This window comes from Phormidium sp. FACHB-1136 (assembly GCF_014697375.1).
Classification (GTDB): domain Bacteria; phylum Cyanobacteriota; class Cyanobacteriia; order Phormidesmidales; family Phormidesmidaceae; genus Nodosilinea.
This window is the reverse complement of the sequence record NZ_JACJRS010000108.1, coordinates 1-18,271: the sequence shown is the minus strand read 5'-3', so window position 1 is coordinate 18,271 and position 18,271 is coordinate 1. Positions and strand designations below refer to the sequence as shown.

The 18,271-nt window shown below is 58.3% G+C and carries 15 protein-coding genes; 9 read left to right on the top strand and 6 right to left on the bottom strand.

Annotated features, from left to right (window positions below; translation table 11 throughout):
• Nucleotides 1–99 precede the first annotated feature (99 nt).
• Nucleotides 100–573, top strand: coding sequence for a hypothetical protein (locus tag H6G62_RS22480; protein WP_190499360.1), 474 nt, complete (start codon nt 100–102; stop codon nt 571–573).
• A 27-nt stretch (nt 574–600) separates the two neighbouring features.
• Here the strand turns inward: H6G62_RS22480 and H6G62_RS22475 are convergent, their stop codons facing one another.
• Nucleotides 601–1,518, bottom strand: a complete 918-nt coding sequence (locus H6G62_RS22475; RefSeq protein WP_190499358.1) for an NAD(+) kinase — start codon at nt 1,516–1,518, stop codon at nt 601–603.
• Nucleotides 1,519–1,834: 316 nt separating this feature from the next.
• Here H6G62_RS22475 and H6G62_RS22470 point away from each other — a divergent pair, with 316 nt between their 5' ends.
• The 3 genes from H6G62_RS22470 (at nt 1,835) to H6G62_RS22460 (ending at nt 4,211) form a co-directional block, all read left to right on the top strand.
• Entirely contained in the window at nt 1,835–2,101 is a 267-nt protein-coding gene (locus tag H6G62_RS22470; protein ID WP_190499354.1) for a DUF3146 family protein, read from the top strand.
• A 188-nt stretch (nt 2,102–2,289) separates the two neighbouring features.
• Nucleotides 2,290–3,648, top strand: coding sequence for a 3-phosphoshikimate 1-carboxyvinyltransferase (gene aroA / locus H6G62_RS22465; RefSeq protein ID WP_190499352.1), 1,359 nt, complete (start codon nt 2,290–2,292; stop codon nt 3,646–3,648).
• Between the two features lie 146 nt (nt 3,649–3,794).
• Nucleotides 3,795–4,211 carry a hypothetical protein gene (locus tag H6G62_RS22460; RefSeq protein ID WP_190499350.1) on the top strand — a complete coding sequence of 139 codons (417 nt, stop codon included), beginning with the start codon at nt 3,795–3,797 and terminating at the stop codon, nt 4,209–4,211.
• 240 nt (nt 4,212–4,451) lie between these two features.
• On the opposite strand, the gene H6G62_RS22455 is transcribed toward H6G62_RS22460, so the two are convergent.
• Nucleotides 4,452–5,093, bottom strand: a complete 642-nt coding sequence (locus H6G62_RS22455; protein WP_190499348.1) for a hypothetical protein — start codon at nt 5,091–5,093, stop codon at nt 4,452–4,454.
• Nucleotides 5,094–5,255: 162 nt separating this feature from the next.
• A complete protein-coding gene (locus tag H6G62_RS22450; protein WP_190499346.1) occupies nt 5,256–5,606 on the bottom strand; it encodes a hypothetical protein in 351 nt (116 codons plus the stop codon).
• Between the two features lie 395 nt (nt 5,607–6,001).
• On the opposite strand from H6G62_RS22450, the gene H6G62_RS22445 reads away from it, so the two are divergent.
• A complete protein-coding gene (locus H6G62_RS22445) occupies nt 6,002–9,304 on the top strand; it encodes a PAS domain S-box protein (RefSeq protein ID WP_190499344.1) in 3,303 nt (1,100 codons plus the stop codon).
• Here H6G62_RS22445 and H6G62_RS22440 read toward each other — a convergent pair.
• Together H6G62_RS22440 and H6G62_RS22435 are read right to left on the bottom strand one after the other, a co-directional pair.
• Nucleotides 9,285–9,899, bottom strand: a complete 615-nt coding sequence (locus H6G62_RS22440; RefSeq protein WP_190499342.1) for a DUF3782 domain-containing protein — start codon at nt 9,897–9,899, stop codon at nt 9,285–9,287. The genes H6G62_RS22445 and H6G62_RS22440 overlap by 20 nt on opposite strands.
• 104 nt (nt 9,900–10,003) lie before the next feature.
• Nucleotides 10,004–10,546, bottom strand: a complete 543-nt coding sequence (locus H6G62_RS22435; protein ID WP_190499340.1) for a Uma2 family endonuclease — start codon at nt 10,544–10,546, stop codon at nt 10,004–10,006.
• Between the two features lie 199 nt (nt 10,547–10,745).
• Here H6G62_RS22435 and H6G62_RS22430 point away from each other — a divergent pair, with 199 nt between their 5' ends.
• The 4 genes from H6G62_RS22430 to mfd all read left to right on the top strand — a co-directional run bounded on the left by H6G62_RS22430 (nt 10,746) and on the right by mfd (nt 17,449).
• Nucleotides 10,746–11,507 (top strand): endonuclease/exonuclease/phosphatase family protein, encoded by a 762-nt coding sequence (locus tag H6G62_RS22430; RefSeq protein WP_190499338.1) that lies wholly within the window; start codon nt 10,746–10,748, stop codon nt 11,505–11,507.
• An 11-nt stretch (nt 11,508–11,518) separates the two neighbouring features.
• Complete coding sequence (locus H6G62_RS22425; protein WP_347239407.1) at nt 11,519–11,755, top strand: hypothetical protein; 237 nt, start codon at nt 11,519–11,521, stop codon at nt 11,753–11,755.
• Nucleotides 11,756–12,116: 361 nt separating this feature from the next.
• A complete protein-coding gene (locus tag H6G62_RS22420; RefSeq protein ID WP_347239406.1) occupies nt 12,117–13,196 on the top strand; it encodes a rhodanese-like domain-containing protein in 1,080 nt (359 codons plus the stop codon).
• Between the two features lie 659 nt (nt 13,197–13,855).
• Complete coding sequence (gene mfd / locus H6G62_RS22415) at nt 13,856–17,449, top strand: transcription-repair coupling factor (RefSeq protein ID WP_190499333.1); 3,594 nt, start codon at nt 13,856–13,858, stop codon at nt 17,447–17,449.
• Nucleotides 17,450–17,537: 88 nt separating this feature from the next.
• On the opposite strand, the gene H6G62_RS22410 is transcribed toward mfd, so the two are convergent.
• The gene (locus H6G62_RS22410) at nt 17,538–18,104 is read right to left on the bottom strand and encodes an IS630 family transposase (protein ID WP_190499331.1); all 567 of its coding nucleotides are present in this window, start codon (nt 18,102–18,104) and stop codon (nt 17,538–17,540) included.
• Nucleotides 18,105–18,271: the final 167 nt, after the last annotated feature.

Here is an 18,271-nt window from a genome sequence, read left to right as displayed (position 1 = left end):
CTCTACTTTTGCCTAAATTCATCGCCGCTAAGCTTAACCCCTTGCCCCCTCAGGTCTCCCAAAGCTTAGTAACTTAGTACCCCTGTCCAGAACTTATGACTGTCCAGTGCCGAAACCAGCGATTTTATCGTCGATTGTCTAGCGGCTTGGTGGCACGAGCATCCGTCCCATTATCCCGACATCCAAGCGCTTGCCCTTGACCTCGATGGTGGCTCAGCGGTTCGTAGCCACCGCACGCCATTTATCCAACGACTGACTCAGTTTGTCCAGGCGACCGGGCTGACGGTGCCCTTGATCGACTATCCGTCGTATCACAGTCAATACAACCCCATAGAGCGGTGCTGGGCCACGTTAGAACACGATTGGAATGGGGCACCGCTCACCACCCTTGACGAAGTCCTGCGATGGGCCGCCAACATGACCTGGAACGGCGTCTCTCCCTTCGTCCGTTTGGTTGAGGGCATCTATCCCAAGCAAGTCTCAGTTCCCAAGCACGAGTTAAAGGTGTTTGAGCCGCAGGGGCAGCGGTCTGAAAGCCTGCCTAAATGGGATATCTCTGCTTCCCCAACCTAAACGGTACCTTATTTGTTTGCCAGCCCCTTAGGGCAATTCCACCGAGGTCGGTTTGGCGATGTGGGGCAGACCCCAGCCTAGTTTTTCCCGTAGCACCTTAAAAAATTCCGGCGACCGCAGCCGAATGAACCGGGCCACGTAGGGAGCACGGCAGGTGCTCACCCAATCTCCTGGCATCACGTAGCATCCGGCGTTGCCATCCACAATCATCACCAGGGGGTCGGTGTTGGCGGAATGAATGGCAACGGGCTCATGATCGGGGAAAACTAGCCCCCGTGAAGCCAGGGAATGGGGACAGATGGGGATAAGCTGCGTGACCGACACCCCAGGGGTAATCACTGGCCCCCCGGCAGAGAGGGCGTAGGCGGTGGAACCCGTGGGGGTGGAAATAATGATGCCATCGGCGGCAATGTCCACCGGAGAATGGCGACCAATGCCCACCTCAAAGTGGCACATACTGGTGAGGGGTTCCCGGTGCAGCACCATTTCGTTCAAGCACAGGGCTTCCCAAATCAGGGATTCCCCGTGGCAAAGCTTCACCGCCAGCATGGATCGCTCTTCAATTTCGTATTCCCCCGCCAGCACTTGATCTATGGCCTGGGGCAGTTGATTCAGGTAGGCTTCGGTGAGAAAACCCATGTGGCCCGTGTTCACGGTCAGCAGCGGAATACCAATGGGGGCCAACTGCCGAAACGCCGCCAACACCGTGCCATCTCCCCCCAACACCAGGGCAAACAGCATGTCGGCATCGAAGTGGGGCGGCACCAAGCTATCCAGGGGCGTATGGCACATGGGCCGCTCTGGGCTGGAATACCCCAGAATGCCCCCGGCTCCCGTCGCCATGACCACCTCCAATCCGCTCCCCTCCAGCTTTTCTTGCCATTCCAAGGCCACCTGCTGGGCAACGGGTTTGATGTCGTTATAAATAATGCCGACCTTGGGCACAGGCAGTTTCCAATGGGGATCGAAGGGGAAAAAAGCAGCGCCATCCCGGCCTGTGGTACCCATGCATGGGGCTGGGCACGGCAAACCGACATTAGGGCTTCATCCTAGGCTACCGCCTTTTCGCCTTGGATTAAACGCTTGCCCCAACATTCCGTTACCAAAGGCGAGGGAAAGGTCAGGGCGTGGTAGCACAGTTCACGGCCCTAGGGTCGCCCTAGCCCTAGCCTAGAGGTTATGGTACCTATGGAAAAGCCCCGTTCACCGTCCCCCTATTGTCTGTCTTTTGCCTTCTCCCTTTTGCCTTTTGCCTTTTCTAATGCCCGTGTCTAGACGCCCCTCCGAAACCACCGCCTACGTCCGCATCACCCATCAATCCTGGAGCCAGGGTCGCATTGAAGGGGAGGTGCGGGCCAGCGACTATGAATGGCAGTTTCAGTGGCGCTTTCGCCAGGGTCAACTGCGGATTGAACCCTCCCTGGGGCGGGCGTTGATCTGCGAACCCCTCAGCCGCTTTTTAGAACGCTGCGACTACCAACTAGAACCGGGGGGCGATTATTCCTTCACTATCCGCGCCAAGCTTTAAAGTCTCCAAAAGCGAGATCCCAGGGTTCTACCATCGGATCCGTCGCGACCTGCCGCTACAGCTTCAAGAACCCTGGGATCTGACGCCATGACTGACCGAACCCAGGACACAAAGCGGTAGGATCGGCTACGGCCCGATTTTGGTCTGAGTCCTGCCGTTCATTATTCCTGCCGTTCATCCTTGCCGCTATGACTGCCCATATTCACCTCACGGAACCGAATCCCCACCAAACCTTGACCCTAGCCTTTCCGGGTGACGGGGTGGCACTGCGGGGGCGGGTGAGGATTCCGGGCGACAAGTCCATTTCCCACCGGGCGCTGATGTTGGGGGCCATTGCCCAGGGCGAAACCCGCATCCAGGGCTTGCTGCTGGGGGAAGATCCGCGCAGTACCGCCGCCTGTTTTCGGGCCATGGGGGTGCAAATGTCGAACTTGGAGGACGAATGGGTGACGGTGCAGGGGGTGGGCCTAGGGAATTTGCAAGAACCCGCCGACGTGCTGGATGCGGGCAATTCTGGGACGACCCTGCGGCTGATGCTGGGCCTGCTGGCTTCCCATCCCGACCGATTTTTTGCGGTGACGGGGGACAGTTCCCTGCGGTCTCGGCCCATGGGTCGGGTGATTGATCCGTTGCGGCAGATGGGGGCGCAGATTTGGGGTCGCCAGGGGGATCGTCAGGCTCCCTTAGCGGTGCGGGGTACGACGCTCAAACCCATTCACTACCAATCTCCCGTAGCCTCGGCCCAGGTGAAATCCTGCCTGCTGCTGGCGGGGCTGATGACCGAGGGCGACACCACCGTCACCGAACCCAGCCTCTCCCGCGACCACAGCGAACGAATGCTGCGGGCCTTTGGGGCTAACCTTAGTATTGATCCTGACACCTGTAGCGTCACCGTCCACGGCCCCGCTACCTTGACGGGCCAAACCATTGTTGTACCCGGAGACATTAGCTCAGCGGCCTTTTGGCTGGTGGCCGGAGCCATCACCCCCGGTTCGGATCTAGTAGTAGAAAACGTCGGCATCAACCCCACCCGCACCGGAATTTTGGATGCCCTGCAAGCCATGGAAGCCGACATTACCCTGGAAAACCCCCGTGAGGTGACCGGGGAACCCGTGGCGGATCTGCGGGTGCGTTACGGCCCCCTGAAAGCCGCCCACTTTGGTGGTGACTTAATCCCCCGCATGATCGACGAAATCCCCATTCTGGCCATTGCCGCCCTGTTTGCCGAGGGCACCACCGTGATCACCGACGCGGCGGAACTGCGGGTGAAGGAATGCGACCGCCTCGCCGCCATGGCCAGCCAACTCACCGCCCTAGGAGCCAAGGTGGAAGAAGCCCCCGAAGGGCTCACCATTCACGGCCAAAGTGCCCTCAAAGGAGCCACCGTGGAAAGTTTCGGCGATCACCGCGTCGCCATGAGCCTCGCCATTGCCGCCCTCCGCACCGAAGGCGAAACGGTCATTCAGCGGGCCGAAGCTGCCGCCGTGTCCTACCCCAGCTTTGTAGAAACCCTAGAACGCCTGTGTGGCCTACCTTCTGAGCCGTAACCCATCAACCGTTCAGAATTGACCGATAAATCGTTCAGAATTGAGGCCGTAACCATCATTTGTGCGACGGCTTGGGGAATACTTGGGGAAATACCTCAGAGGCGTTGTTCTCAGGGGTATGGTCCTCAAATATCATGTGGCAACCGTTGAGAAACTTTGTAAGCAGCATCACCACCTATGGGCTGCTCAGTCCAGATCAGGCCATGCGGGATCACGTCAACCAATGGCTGTCCTCGCGCCCCTGCCTGACCTGCGAAGACTGGTTTCACCGTCACTGGGCTAGCCCCTCTCTCGGTATGCCAAAAGCGTTGGTCGAATTCATCTATGATCGTCTGTCCACCTACAGCGGCCTCACCGTGGGCTGCATTCATCCCAATGATCGCCTCTTGGAAGACCTCCACTTCCCGGCGGTGTGCTGGTTTGATTGGGGCCTCACCCTCTGCGAAGACTTCTACCACGCCTTTGGCATCGATATTCTCGATTACTTTGACGAAACCCAACTGATCACCTGCGCCGACCTCGCGACCTTCCTTCAGGGGCACCTCACGCCCCACCCCACCTAGCGCCAACACGGCCTTTACCGACCGTTTCTCCCCGCCGATGGGCAGCGGCAGTGAACCGGAGATCGGCTACTGATCAACCGTTCAAGACCTGGGTGGATTGCCTAGCCCAGGTCTGACACTCGATCCGGTTTGTTTGCCTCGGCATCAGCGGGCGAGGAGACCTTGCCCCTGCGGTTTGCTGGGCTGGAAATCGGGGTTTTCCGATGCAGGGTTGGTAGGATCCGGGCGCTATTCCTGGCGTTACTCGTGGCGCTGCTGGTCGGGATGGGCGCGGCCAGAGACCGACTCCATGGCGGCTAGAACCGCCTGCTGGGCGGCGAGAATATCGCGTTCCTCCCCACCGAGGTAAAGGCGACCAAAGCTGCCCACGGAGCTAATTTGCAGAATGTTGATCAGGGCCGCTTTCTCAGCTTCGTTGGCCGCAAGGGAGGCGTAGGCGGCGGGCTCTACCTCAAACACGTAGAGGGTTTGCCCCGCCACAATCATGTTGCCCCGTCGGTTGCGGTTGATGAGCTGCACATGGTGGGGGTCGAGATTACGAATCACCTGGCTGGAGATAATCCGGGGTTTCAGCCGTTCGCGGTAGCTCACTCCCAGGGCATCGAGCATGGCTTGGCCAGCGGCGTGGACTTCCCCCTGTTTGTTGGCGTGGAGTTCCAGCAGGCCATAGAGCCGCTCCACAATCAGCGTACCGGGGCGCACCACGGCGGCCTTGAGACCAATGTCGAGGATGCGGTTAATTTCGATGCCGGGAGAAATTTCAATCCAGAGGGAGGCATCTCCCGGCAGCGGCAAAAACCCCAGCGATACGGTGCCCATGTAGGCGGCATGCTGGGGCTGAAGATTGTCTATGTATACGTAACTGCGAAGATCGACGCCCAAAGGTTTGTATCCCGATGTTCTGCACTGGGTATAGAGTATAAACCTTGGCCAAGGCCAGAAACCGCGTTTGGCCAAGGAAAAGTGCCTACCCAGGCCCAGCCCACTGCGGATCGCCTAGGGCTGACCCTGACTGTTTTCTGAGCGAATAAACTTGACAGCGGCTTAAAACTTGGAGCCAAAACCAATGGAGATATCGCCCATGGTGTTGTAGAGGACGAGGCCGAGGGGCAGGTTCAGGTTGCCCTCTTCGTCGATCAGCCCGCCTATAACGGGAACTTGGCGAGAATCGAGCGTGCCTGCGGGGCCGTTACTATAGGCCGCATCGATTCGGGCCTGGATGAGACTAGCCAGGTCATTGAGATGGCTGGCACTGCGAGGCTCGACCTGTAATGCATCCACCATGGACATCGCCGTGGGAGGTTCGAGGCTCGATCCAGCCCAGGCGGGGAGGGCTGCACTACCCAACCCAAACACAACGCACACAGTCAGCCAGGGAGAAATAGGTTTCATCATCGACAGGGAGTGAGGGGGCAAAGGACATCGATTACAGGAGTGACGACGAGCAGGTTCAGGAAAGGCATCGACTGTTCCTATCTATACCCCAAGCTTCTGGGTCACCCAAGCAAACTTATTGTGTGTTTACGGACAGCAGCATTCCTTGACATCCCGTCGGGATAATGGCGTCCGCCTTGCTTAATAACTAACCTTGGTCAGGGTAGGTTTTGGCCTTGCCGATGACCCCATAGCGTCCATCGCTCGTTCAAGATCTTTTGATCTCAACGATAGGTTAGGCTAGACATGGCGATAGTGTACCAATGGCAAATCTCAGTAGTGTGGCGTCGAATAGAGTATCCGTTATTTTGTCCTTTGCCTGTCTTATACTGATGCCGTGACTGTGATTCACCCCTATGCCATCGCCGCTACATCGTTTTTTTGCGCCAGGGCAGCGCCGAGGCTGGCCCCATGTGCCGCTCGTGTGGGTGTTGGTGGTGCCGTTTGTGGTGCAGTTGGCGGGTTCGGTGGGGGTGGTGGCCTATCTCTACCATCGCAGTGCCCAGCGCGACCTAGAAGCAGTGGCCCAGAACTTGCTCGATCAGGCAACGCAGCGGATTCGGTCGGATCTCGATCAGCAGCTACAACAGCAGCAACAAGCCTTGACGGTAACCTACGAAGCGCTTCAGCGAAACCCAGCGGCCAAGGTAGACGAAGGGGCTATGCGGCAGTTGCTTTGGCGCAAAATGCAGTTCTCGCCGACGCTGTCTTCTTTATACTGGGCGACGGAACAGGGCATGGAGGTGGGCTATGGGCGGTTGATGGGCGAAGATGCGGTAGCCCAGGCGGAACAACTCGTAGGCTTAGATCTCGATATCGGTACCCCTTATCTGGTGCAGCGCGATCCTCGCCAGCGCAGTCAGCGCTATTTTTACCTCGTTGATGGGCAAGGCCAACCTCGTACGATGGCCCACACCACCACGGTACCCGTCACCGAATTACCCTGGTATCGGGCGGCACAGTCTCTCCAGGGCCAGGGCTGGACGCCGATTTTTTCAACCCACACCACCTCCCAACTGTCTTTAAATGCGCTGTTGCCCCTGCGGGATGGCGAGGGCCGTTTTGAGGGGGTGTTGAGTACCTTCTTCGCCCTGTCGGATCTCAGTGAGTTTCTTCGCCAGCTCGAATTTTCTCCCACGGGGCAGGCGTTTATCCTAGAGCGGTCGGGGGCGCTGGTGGCCAGTTCCTCGGTGAGTTTACCCTACGACCGTCTAGCCAATGGGGATCCGGTGCGTCTCTATGCCCAGGTGAGCGAACAGCCGTGGTTGCGAGCCGTTACCATTGAACTGCTTCAAGCCCACGGCAGTTTCCACGACATTGAGCAGCCGCACAACCACCTGCGCGTGAAGGTCGATGGAGAGGTGATCTACGCGGAGGTGCAGCCCTACCAGGATGCCTACGGGTTGGACTGGCTGTTGGTGATGGTGCTGCCCCAATCCGATGTGATGGCCAACCTGCAAGCCAGCCAGCGGAATCTCCTGTGGCTGTGGGGGAGCACTCTGCTCTTGGCCACGGGTCTTGGTTGGTTGACGGCACGGGTCATTGTCACCCGCCTGCGTCAGCTATCTAAGGCCAGCCAATCCCTCGCCCAGGGAAGTCCAGACCCCATTGCGGAGGCCACCGCCGTTGCCGAACTGGCCCACCTCACCGATGCTTTTAATCAGATGGCCCAGACCATCCAAACCAGCCACGCCGATCTAGCCCAATCCATTGCCGATTTGCAGGCCAGTAAAGCTCGGTTTCGCAAGCTGTTTCAGGCCGATGTGGTGGGGCTGTTGGTGAGTGATCGTGAGGGGCAAATTCTGGATGCTAACGACTATTTCCTCACCTTGCTGGGCTACGACCATCAGACCCTTGCCGAGGGGAAGCTGCACTGGGAACCGTTGACCCCAACCGCCTATCGGCAACAGGATGACACCAAGGGGGCCGAACTTCGGCAGCAGGGCTGGGTGAGCGCCTACGAAAAGGAGTTCTATCATCGGGATGGCCAGCGGGTGCCCGTGCTCATTGGCGGGACGATGGTGTCTGACGACCAGGCAATCTATGTGGCGGTGGATATCCAAGATCGCAAGCGGGCAGAGCAAGCCTTACAGGAGAGCCAAACCTTTTTGCAGCACATCGCCGATGCCTCCCCCAATATTCTCTACCTCTACGATGTGCAAGAGCAGCGCAACATCTACGTGAGTGGGGCCGTGCAGGATATCCTGGGCTACAGCGTGGAGGAGGTGATGGCCCTGGGCACCGACCTGTTCAAAACCATCTGCCCCCCCGATCAACTAGCGCAACTAAACCGCGACTATCGCGATATTGCCACCCTCGCCGATGGCGAAACCCGCAGTAGTGAACTATGCATTCAAACCGCCAGCGGTGAGCGACGTTGGATTTTTAATCGCTACACCGCCTTTCGTCGGGATGGGGAAGGCCGCCTCCGGTGTACCCTCGGTTCGGTGCAGGATATTACTGCGCTGAAGCAGACCGAGATGGAAACCCAGCGCCTTAAGGAACGCCTAGAGTTTATTTTGGCGGCCAGTCCGGCGGCCATCTTTACCTGCGGTCTGGACTACACCATCACCTTCATCAGCCAAAACATTGAGGGCATGGTGGGCTATACCCCAGAGGAAATCATCGGCTGGGAGGGCTTTTGGGCACAGCACATCCATCCCGACGACGCAGACCGGGTGATGGAGGAATTGGGGGAATTTTTTCAGCAGGGCCATTCCGTCCACGAATATCGCTGGAAGCATCGCCAGGGCCACTACCGCTGGATGATGAATGAACTGAGCCTCGTGTGTGACCACCAAGGCCAAGTCCAGGAAATTGTGGGTTACTGCATCGATATCGATGATCGTAAGCAGGCTGAAGCCCAATTGCAGCAAACCAACGCCGATCTCCTGCGAGCCACCCGCATGAAGGACGAATTTCTCGCGGCCATGAGCCACGAACTGCGTACCCCCCTCACCGCTATTCTCGGCATGACCGAAGCGCTGATGGAAGAAGTGTTTGGCCCCATCACCCCAGAACAAACCAAGGCCCTAGACACGGTGGATCGCAGTGGTTCCCATCTGCTGCAACTGATCAACGATATTTTGGATGTCTCCAAACTGGAATCGGGCCAGATGACCCTCGCCCTAGGCGACCCCATTGATGTGGCTAAGCTCTGTCAGTCTAGCCTTTCCTTTGTGCAACCCCAGGCCCAGGCCAAGGCCATCCATCTCGACATCCAGTGCCCCGCCAGCCTATCCAAGGTGATCCTCGACGAACGCCGGATGCGCCAGGTGTTGATCAACCTGCTGAGCAACGCTGTCAAATTCACCCCCCCCGGTGGCCAAGTCACCCTCGCCGCCTCGACCCAGCCCTCCGCCACCCAGGCCCACCTCGCCTACCTCTGCTTAGCCGTCAAGGATACAGGCATTGGCATTGCCCCAGCGGATCAAGCCCGTGTCTTCGACCCCTTCGTGCAGGTAGACAGCGCCCTCAACCGCAAGTATGAAGGTACCGGGCTAGGGTTGGGTCTGGTCAAACAACTGGTGGAACTCCACGGCGGGCGTCTCACCCTCAGCAGCACCCCAGGCAAGGGTAGTTGCTTTACAGTCTATCTCCCCTACACTGATGACCCCCGATCTAGGCCAGCCCTGTACGCTACCAACGGCGAGGGGTAAAGCTGCCATCATTGAGAATCTCTACGCTATTCCCCGACTGAGCCAGCACAAATAACCCCTGACGGTAGGCATAGCGAGCCACGCCATCGGGCACCACCATCCCGGCCACGGCTCCCATGGCGCGAACATCGCCGTAGCGGGGCATCAGTCGCTTAAACTTGCTTAGCCGCTCTAGGTGCTCCGTCACATCGGCCTGGGTGAGCTTGCTTTTGACCTCGACCACCACAGCGTCAGTGGTATTGACCACCAACAGGTCGATTTCAATGCCCTCGTCGCCGCGCTGCACCGACACCCCTTCATGGAATTCGTGGACATCAATGCCTCGCTCTTGGAACAGCCGCACCACCGCAGGGCGCACCTGCCACTCCACAAACTCGCCTAAGCGATTGCCCAATTTGCCTAGCTGCTCATTGAGATGCTGGTTTTGCTGCGTAATCAGTCGTCGGGTTTCCTCAAACTGACGACCTGATTCCTGAAAGCGGCGTTCGGTTTCCTGAAAGCGGCGTTTGGTTTCCTGAAAGCGGCGTTCGGTTTCTTTTTGAGCATCCGCTAGTTCGCCCAATAAACGCCAAACATCATCGGCAGTGGTGGCCATGGGTCTCTAATCAGTACCGAGGGTACTTCTAATCCTAACATCGGCCTTCCCGCAGAGTCCTAAGTTGGCCCACCCCGTTGTTGGGGAAGATCGCCCTTACCGACTCACAGGCCAGCTAGTTGGTCGAGTGAATCGAACGCAACCCCGTGGTAAAGGTCGGCCAGCGACATCCGAGTATCGGTCAAATTGAGTTCGACGACGGCCTCTAATCCCTTATACAACGACACTTCCCACAGATCGTCGGTGGCCCTGTAAAACTGCTCTACCTTAGCCTCATGCTGGTGAACAAACACATATTCCTGAAGGTAGGGAATGTGGCGACAGGCGCTAAAGTTGCTGCTGCGCTCCAGCATCGCTTCGTCCGTGGGGTCATAGCCCTCGGTGGGTTCAGACAATACCTCGAACAGCAGGCAGGGGTTGGTCAAACGGTTGGCATAGCCCTCATGGAACAAGGGTTGTCCGGCAATCACCGTCACATCGGGATAGACTCCCCAGTTCGCCTCAGGGAGCCACACCTGCCCCCCCCTGGGTAGCGCCTCATAGAAACTGTCGTTGCAACTAGCCTCCAGCAAACGCATCAGATTACGAACGATGCGGGCATAGTAAATCGAATTGTGGTGCATGACAGAGGAGGACGGATGGGCCACGGCATAGTACCTCAGGGTAGGGACGATAGGGGGAGAAGTCCTTCCCTAGCTTAAGCCTGAACCTGCCTTCCGGCTTCTGCACGGGTAACACTGCACCCCGTTACCAAACTTTGTATCGAAGATGCTATGCAAAGGCGAATTGTCCAGGGTTTAGTAGTCCTTGTTACCTACCATTTCCCTGTCCGTCCGCACTCCTACCATGAAGATCGCTACCTGGAACCTAGAGCGGGCACAACCCCACACGCCTCAGGCCGAAGCCCAACAGCAATGGATCGCCCGGATTAATGCTGACCTGTGGATTTTTACCGAAACCCATACCGCTGCCAGCCCAGGGGCCGGGTATCAATCCGTGGTGAGCGACTTAGCGACTACGGATACCCCCGGCGACGGACGCTGGGTGCAAATTTGGGTACGAGACCAGGGTCTACGGCAGGTGTCGCCCCTCGCCACCGCCGACCCTGATCGCACCACCTGCGCCCTAATTGAACTCGAAAACGGAGGCCGCTGCCTGGTCTATGGCACCGTGTTACCCTGGCTGGGCAGTGCTTGGCGCACCTATGGGGCTGAGGATGGGGTCGCGTTCCTGGCCGCTTTGGCGGTACAACAGGCCGATTGGCAACGGCTCCAGAACGTCTACCCCAACACCCTGCTGGTGGTGGCTGGAGACTTTAACCAGGATCTCAACGTGCTGCCCTATTACGGGTCTCGCCGTACCAAACAAGCCCTGCGACAGGCGCTCCTAGAGGCCGACCTCGAATGCCTCACCTTTGGCGACAACGACCCAGTACGACGGCTGATTAACGGTCAACACTCCAACATCGACCACATTTGCATGACCCACGACCCCCAGCTCGAAATCCAGCGCACCTTTGCATGGCCAGAGGGGCTAGAGGAACTGCGGGGGCTGTCCGATCACTTTGGGGTCGGCCTGGAGATCACCTGTAGCGGGCTTTCAGGCTAGGATAGCCATGCATGGAACAGATGCACGGAATGGAGGAAAACCCCATGTTTCTCGACGAACTGTCGCCCTTTGTACAAGAACTGATCGGCCATCCAGCGGCCTTTTTGGGGGGCGTGGCCTCCGGGCTGTTACGGCTCAACCTCGCCGATGATCCAGTGCAAGACTGGCTGCGTCGCCAGGGTGCCAACCCCACTCCCGACAGCAATCACCAAAACGGTAGCGGCCCCCAAACCATCACCATCGACTAACCGCACTACACCGCCCGCCCTGCCACTCCTCGGTAAGAAGATTCACCTTCCCCCTTAATAAGCTACTAAGTACACAGATCTCGTTGCCACTGGTCAAAGGCTGGGAGATCCCCCGAAATCCCCTTAAAAAGGGGGACTTTGACTCCGGTTCCCCCCTTTTCAAGGGGGGCTAGGGGGGATCAATCCCTGGCAAGGTCAGCATCGATGACTTGTGTGTACTTAGTAGCCCTTAATAAGGGGGAAAGTGAATCCGATCGGTGTACTTCATTCGAGTTAAACCCGCTATATGCATAAATGAATGGTTAGTTATATAGTAAAGAGTAATACACCCCTAGCTTTATCCATTCAGGAACTTTGCCCTGTGAATACACCGCTCATTTTCCGCCAACTGTTCGATGCCGATTCCTCCACCTACACCTACCTGCTGGCCGATCCAGACACCAAGGAAGCCGTGCTGATCGACCCTGTGTTTGAACAGCACCTACGGGATCGGGCTTTGTTGGAAGAACTGGATCTGACTCTGCTGTGCACCCTCGACACCCACTGCCACGCGGACCACGTCACCGGGGCTTGGCTGATGCAGCAGGCGGTGGGCTCCAAAATCGGCATTTCTGGACGCTACGGCGACATGCTCAGCGGGGCCGATTACCTGCTCGACCACGGCGATGTGGTGAAATTTGGCAATCGTAGTTTGGAGGTTCGTGCCACCCCCGGCCACACCGACGGCTGCGCCACCTTCGTCCTCGACGATCATTCCATGGCCTTCACGGGCGACTGTTTGCTGATCCGCAGTGCCGGACGCTGTGACTTTCAGCAGGGCAACGCTAGCACCATGTATCGATCCATCACCGAGCAAATCTTCAGCCTGCCCGACGACTGCCTCATCTGGCCCGCCCACGACTACAGTGGTCGCACGGTCTCCAGCGTTAAGGAAGAAAAGCTCTACAACCCCCGCATTGGTGGCGAAGCCGATGAGCGCGACTTTGTAGGCTATATGGACAACCTCGGTCTACCCCACCCCAAGAAAATCGACATCGCCATCCCCGCTAACTGCATCTGTGGCCGCACCGAAGACGGCACCATGCCTGTGATTGCCGATTGGGGGCCAGTACGCCAAACCTACTCCGGCATCAAGGAAATTGACCCCCAGTGGGTGGCTGAAAACCTCGACCAAGTTAACATCTTGGACGTGCGCGGCGTAGAGGAATTTAACGACGAATTGGGCCACATTCAGGGGGCGCAACTGGTGCCCCTCCACGATCTAGAACAACGCACCGATGAAGTCTCCACCGATCAGCCCGTAGTAACGGTGTGCAAATCCGGTCGCCGTTCTGGCCAAGCCAGCGTCATTCTGAAAAAGAAAGGCATCACCGAAGTAGCCAGTATGCGCGGCGGCATGTTGAAGTGGAACCAATCCGATCTCCCTACCACCCACGACTAGATGCGGTCAAGGTCTAGGGCGTGTCATCCATTGAGGTGCAGCGGGAAGGCCATTATCAAACAAACCTCGACGAGATTCGGCGCTCGTTCAGCGCCCTGCTGCCGCTGGGTTACCCTTGGTTGACGATCCACGGCGGTGCCCCATGGGGCACCGCCGCAGATGGGGCGCTGCCCCAATGTGGGGACGTCGCTGCTGTGAACTCGTTTCACGGGACGGGTGCGCTCGCGCAGTTTCCTCAGGGTCTCGTTGATGCGCTCGAACAGCCCCTCTAGATCCTAAATCTGCCGCTTCAATTGCTCGGTCTCATACCAAATCCTAATTGGATAACCCCGATTTCCAGCCCAGCAAACCGTAGAGGCGAGGTCTCCTCGCCCGCTGGTTCCATGGGTAAACAATCCGGATTTAGTATCAGTCCGTTGTTCACAGTAGCGCTCGTACCTATATCTCGCCCCTTGCTCGTCAGGATCGATCTCCGAGAGGTGTCAAACGCTGTACGTCGGGAACCGTTGCTACGTCCTAGAGCCACTATTATTAAAATAAGTAAACCTACCGTCGCCGGGATAATTCCGGCCCAATCGACACCCCATTTCCCCAGCGATAACGTTTGGGGAGGCGTTTTTCATTGGCAATGCCCGTATTATTTCCTAAAGCTGCTGATTATGGCCTTTTCCTCCGTCACCCGTGCCCTCCAGCGTTCTCCCCTCACCACGGAACTGCTCGGCAAGCTCGATCAGCAGGGCAGTCTGTACCTCAACGGTGCGGCCCGATTGCCTAAAGGGCTGGTGTCTTCGGCCCTGGCCCAAGCCCAGGATCGGCCCCTGCTGGTGATCACCGCCACCCTGGAAGAAGCCGGACGCTGGGCCACCCAACTAGAAGCGATGGGCTGGGACACGGTGCATTTCTACCCCACCTCGGAAGCCTCCCCCTACGACCCCTTTGACCAAGAGTCGGAGATGACCTGGGGACAGCTTCAAGTCCTCGCCGACCTGCTGGCCCTGCGGGGAGAGGCTACGGCAAGGCGGATCGCCATTGTGGCAACGGAACGCGCTCTTCAGCCCCACCTACCCCCGGTGACGGCGCTAGAACCCTACTGCCTGCGGCTGCAACTGAACCAGGAGGTGAACTTCAAATCCCTGGGTCAGCAGCTCGCCAAGCTGGGCTACGAGCGCGTGACGGTGGTCGAAACCGAGGGCCAGTGGGCGCAGCGGGGCGACATTATTGATGTGTATCCCGTCGCTGCCGAACTGCCTGTCCGCTTGGAGCTGTTTGGCGACGAACTGGAACGGATGCGCGAGTTTGACCCCGCCAGCCAGCGTTCCCTCGATGCCATTGATCACCTAATTCTTACCCCAACCCAGTACGGCCCGGTAATTTTGGATTCCCTGCGAGAACAGGGCAACTTGGAAGGTCTATTTTCTGAAGCCGCGTTAGAAGGACTCAACGACGGCATCGTTCCCGAAGGCACCCGCCGCTGGCTGGGGCTGGCTTTTACGAATCCGGCTTCCTTGTTGGATTACTTACCTGAAACGACCTTACTTGCCATCGATGAAGTCGATCAGTGCCAAGCCCACGGGGATCGCTGGGTGGAGCATGTGGAGGAGCATTGGCAGGAGGTCGGGAGTCGGGAGTCGGGAGTCGGGAGTCGGGATCTAGATTCGCCTCTTTCAGAAGGAGAAGTTTCAGAGGGGGACGTTTCAGAAGGAGACGTTGCGGATTCGTCCCCCTCTCTCCCCATCCCCCCCTCGCCCCCTCTTCCCAAAATCCACCGTCCCTTTGCGGATACCCTGGCCGATGCAGAGGTTTTCCCCCGCCTGTTCCTGTCGGAACTCACGGAGGTGAACCACGGTGGGCTGAACTTGGCCAGTCGTCCGGTTCCGGCGATTCCGCACCAGTTTGGCAAGCTGGCGGAAACCATTCGGCAGGAGTGTGACCGCAGGCATTCGGTGTGGCTGGTGTCGGCGCAGCCCTCGCGGTCGGTGGCGCTGTTGCAGGAGCACGACTGTCCGGCCCAGTTTATCCCCAACCCCAGGGACTACAACGCCATTGATAAGCTCCAGGGGCAGCGGGTGCCTGTGGCGGTGAAGTATTCCGGCCTCGCGGAGCTGGAGGGCTTTGTGTTGCCCACCTTCCGCATCGCGATAGTGACCGACCGAGAATTTTTTGGGCAGCATACTCTGGCCACGGGCGGCTATGTGCGGAAGCGGCGGCGGGCAGCCTCGAAGCAGGTAGACCCCAACAAGATGAAGCCGGGGGATTTTGTGGTGCATCGCAGCCACGGCATCGGTAAGTTCCTCAAGCTGGAGAGCCTCACCCTCAACCACGAAACCCGCGATTACCTGGTGATTCAGTACGCCGATGGGCTGCTGCGGGTGGCGGCGGATTCGGTGGGTTCTCTCTCCCGCTATCGGGCGGCGACGGGGCAGGCCCCGGTGCTCAACAAAATGACCAGCACCGCCTGGGAGAAAACCAAGGGCAAGGCCAAAAAGGCGATCCAAAAGGTGGCGGTGGATTTGCTGAAGCTCTACGCCCAGCGGGCCAAGCAGGAGGGCTTTGCCTTTCCGGCGGATATGCCCTGGCAGCAGGAACTCGAAGATTCCTTCCCCTACCAGGCCACGCCGGATCAGCTCAAGGCGGTGCAGGATGTGAAGCGCGACATGGAGAGCGACCGCCCCATGGATCGCCTGGTGTGCGGCGATGTGGGCTTTGGCAAAACCGAGGTGGCGCTGCGGGCCATCTTCAAGGCCGTCACCGCTGGTAAACAGGTGGCCCTGCTGGCTCCCACCACCATCCTCACCCAGCAGCACTACCACACCCTCAAGGAACGCTTCGCCCCCTACCCGATTCAGGTGGGTCTGCTGAACCGTTTCCGCACCGCCACCGAGCGCAAAGAAATCCTGCAACGGCTGAAGACCGGGGAACTAGATATCGTCGTCGGCACCCACCAGCTGCTGGGCAAGGGCACCGATTTCAAGAATCTGGGCCTGCTTGTCGTCGATGAAGAACAGCGGTTTGGGGTCAACCAAAAAGAACGGATCAAATCCCTCAAAACCCAGGTAGATGTGCTCACCCTCAGCGCCACGCCGATTCCGCGCACCCTCTACATGGCCCTCTCCGGCGTGCGCGAAATGAGCCTGATCACCACGCCGCCGCCGTCGCGCCGACCGATCAAAACCCACCTCTCTCCCCTTGACCCCGAAGCGATCCGCACCGCCATCCGTCAGGAGCTAGACCGGGGTGGTCAGGTGTTCTACGTGGTGCCCAGGGTGGAGGGCATCGAGGATGTCTCGGCCAAAATCCGGGAAATGGTGCCCGCCGCCCGCATTGCCGTCGCCCACGGCCAAATGGACGAAGGCGAACTGGAATCCACCATGCTCACCTTCAGCAACGGCGAGGCCGAAATCCTGATCTGCACCACCATCATCGAATCGGGTCTCGATATTCCCCGCGTCAACACCATCCTGGTGGAAGATGCCCACCGCTTCGGCCTCTCCCAGCTCTACCAGTTGCGCGGACGGGTGGGACGGGCCGGAATCCAGGCCCACGCCTGGTTGTTCTACCCCAAAAAAGCACTCTCCGACAAAGCCCGCCAACGGCTCCGCGCTATCCAAGAATTTACCCAGCTCGGCTCTGGCTACCAACTGGCCATGCGAGACATGGAAATTCGCGGCGTCGGCAACCTGCTCGGCGTCGAACAATCCGGCCAAATGGATGCCATCGGCTTCGACCTTTACATGGACATGCTGGAGGAAGCCATCGCCGAAATTCGCGGCCAAGACATCCCCCAAGTCGAAGACACCCAGGTCGATCTCAACGTCACCGCCTTCGTCCCCAACAACTACATCCCCGACCTCGAACAAAAGATGAGCGCCTACCGCAGCCTCGCCGCCGCCAACAGCAAGGTAGAACTCATGCAAATCGCCGCCGACCTCAGCGACCGCTACGGCCCTATCCCCCACGCCACCGAACAACTGGTGCGAATGCTAGAACTCAAGCTCGTCGCCAAGGCCGCAGGCATCGCCCGCATCAAACCCGAAGGCAAACAACACGTCATCCTAGAAACCCCCATGGAAGGCCCCGCCTGGAAAAAACTCAGCGAGAAACTGCCCAGCCACCTCCAGTCTCGTTTTGTCTACGGCAGCGGCAAAATTGTCGTGCGCGGCCTGGGTGCCCTCAAACCCGAAAAGCAACTCGAAAGCCTCACCGAATGGCTAGGGCTTTTGCAAGGCGCGATACCAGAGCCGCTGGCTAGCTAAACTAGAGGGAAATACTATGGAGTTTGAGTGGGATTCATCCAAAGCTACTAGCAACCTCATACCAATACAAAATGAAGCTGAGTATAATTCAGGCTGCTTTCTGGAATTCCGCTTGGAGTAAGGCATCGAGAATGAAGTCATACCCCGTGATGGACTGCACTTGCGCCGGGGTTAGACGGGCGAGTTCCTCATCCACCCGCTGTTGAAGGGCCTGGAGGGAGGGGAAGTTCTCGCCTTTCCAGGTGGCTTTGAGGTGCTGCCAGAAGCGTTCTATGGGGTTGAGTTCGGGACAATGGGGTGGTTGGAAGAGGGGAATGATGTTTTCGGGCCACTGGATGGCCTTGGATCGATGGGCCGGGGCTCGGTCGAGTTGCATCACCACCACCGAGTCGCCTAGGGCACGGGAGAGGTCATCGAGGAATTGTTGGAAATGGGTCTGATTCAGATGGGGGTGGGTTTGGCTCCAGTGCCATCCACTGACGGGGTCAACCACCCCATAGAGCCAGAAGGCTTCCCGAGGCCAATCTACCTTGGCAATGGGCTTGACGCCCTTGGCGGTAATCACTCGACCCGTCTCGGTTTTGCGCCCAATCCGGCTTTCGTCCTGCACCAGGTAGCGAATCGTGGGCAGGTTCAGCATCGATTGCAGGGCCATCAGGGCGAGGCTGAGGTTTTTTAAACGTCTCTATCGCCTCTGGAGACGGCTTCACGCTCCGGTAGTGGATTAACGTAAAGGATAGAGAGAAATCAGGTAACGCCGTCGCATGTCTAGCGTTTGAGGGAGTAGGACCGATGACCATTGAGATGACCTGTCCAACCTGT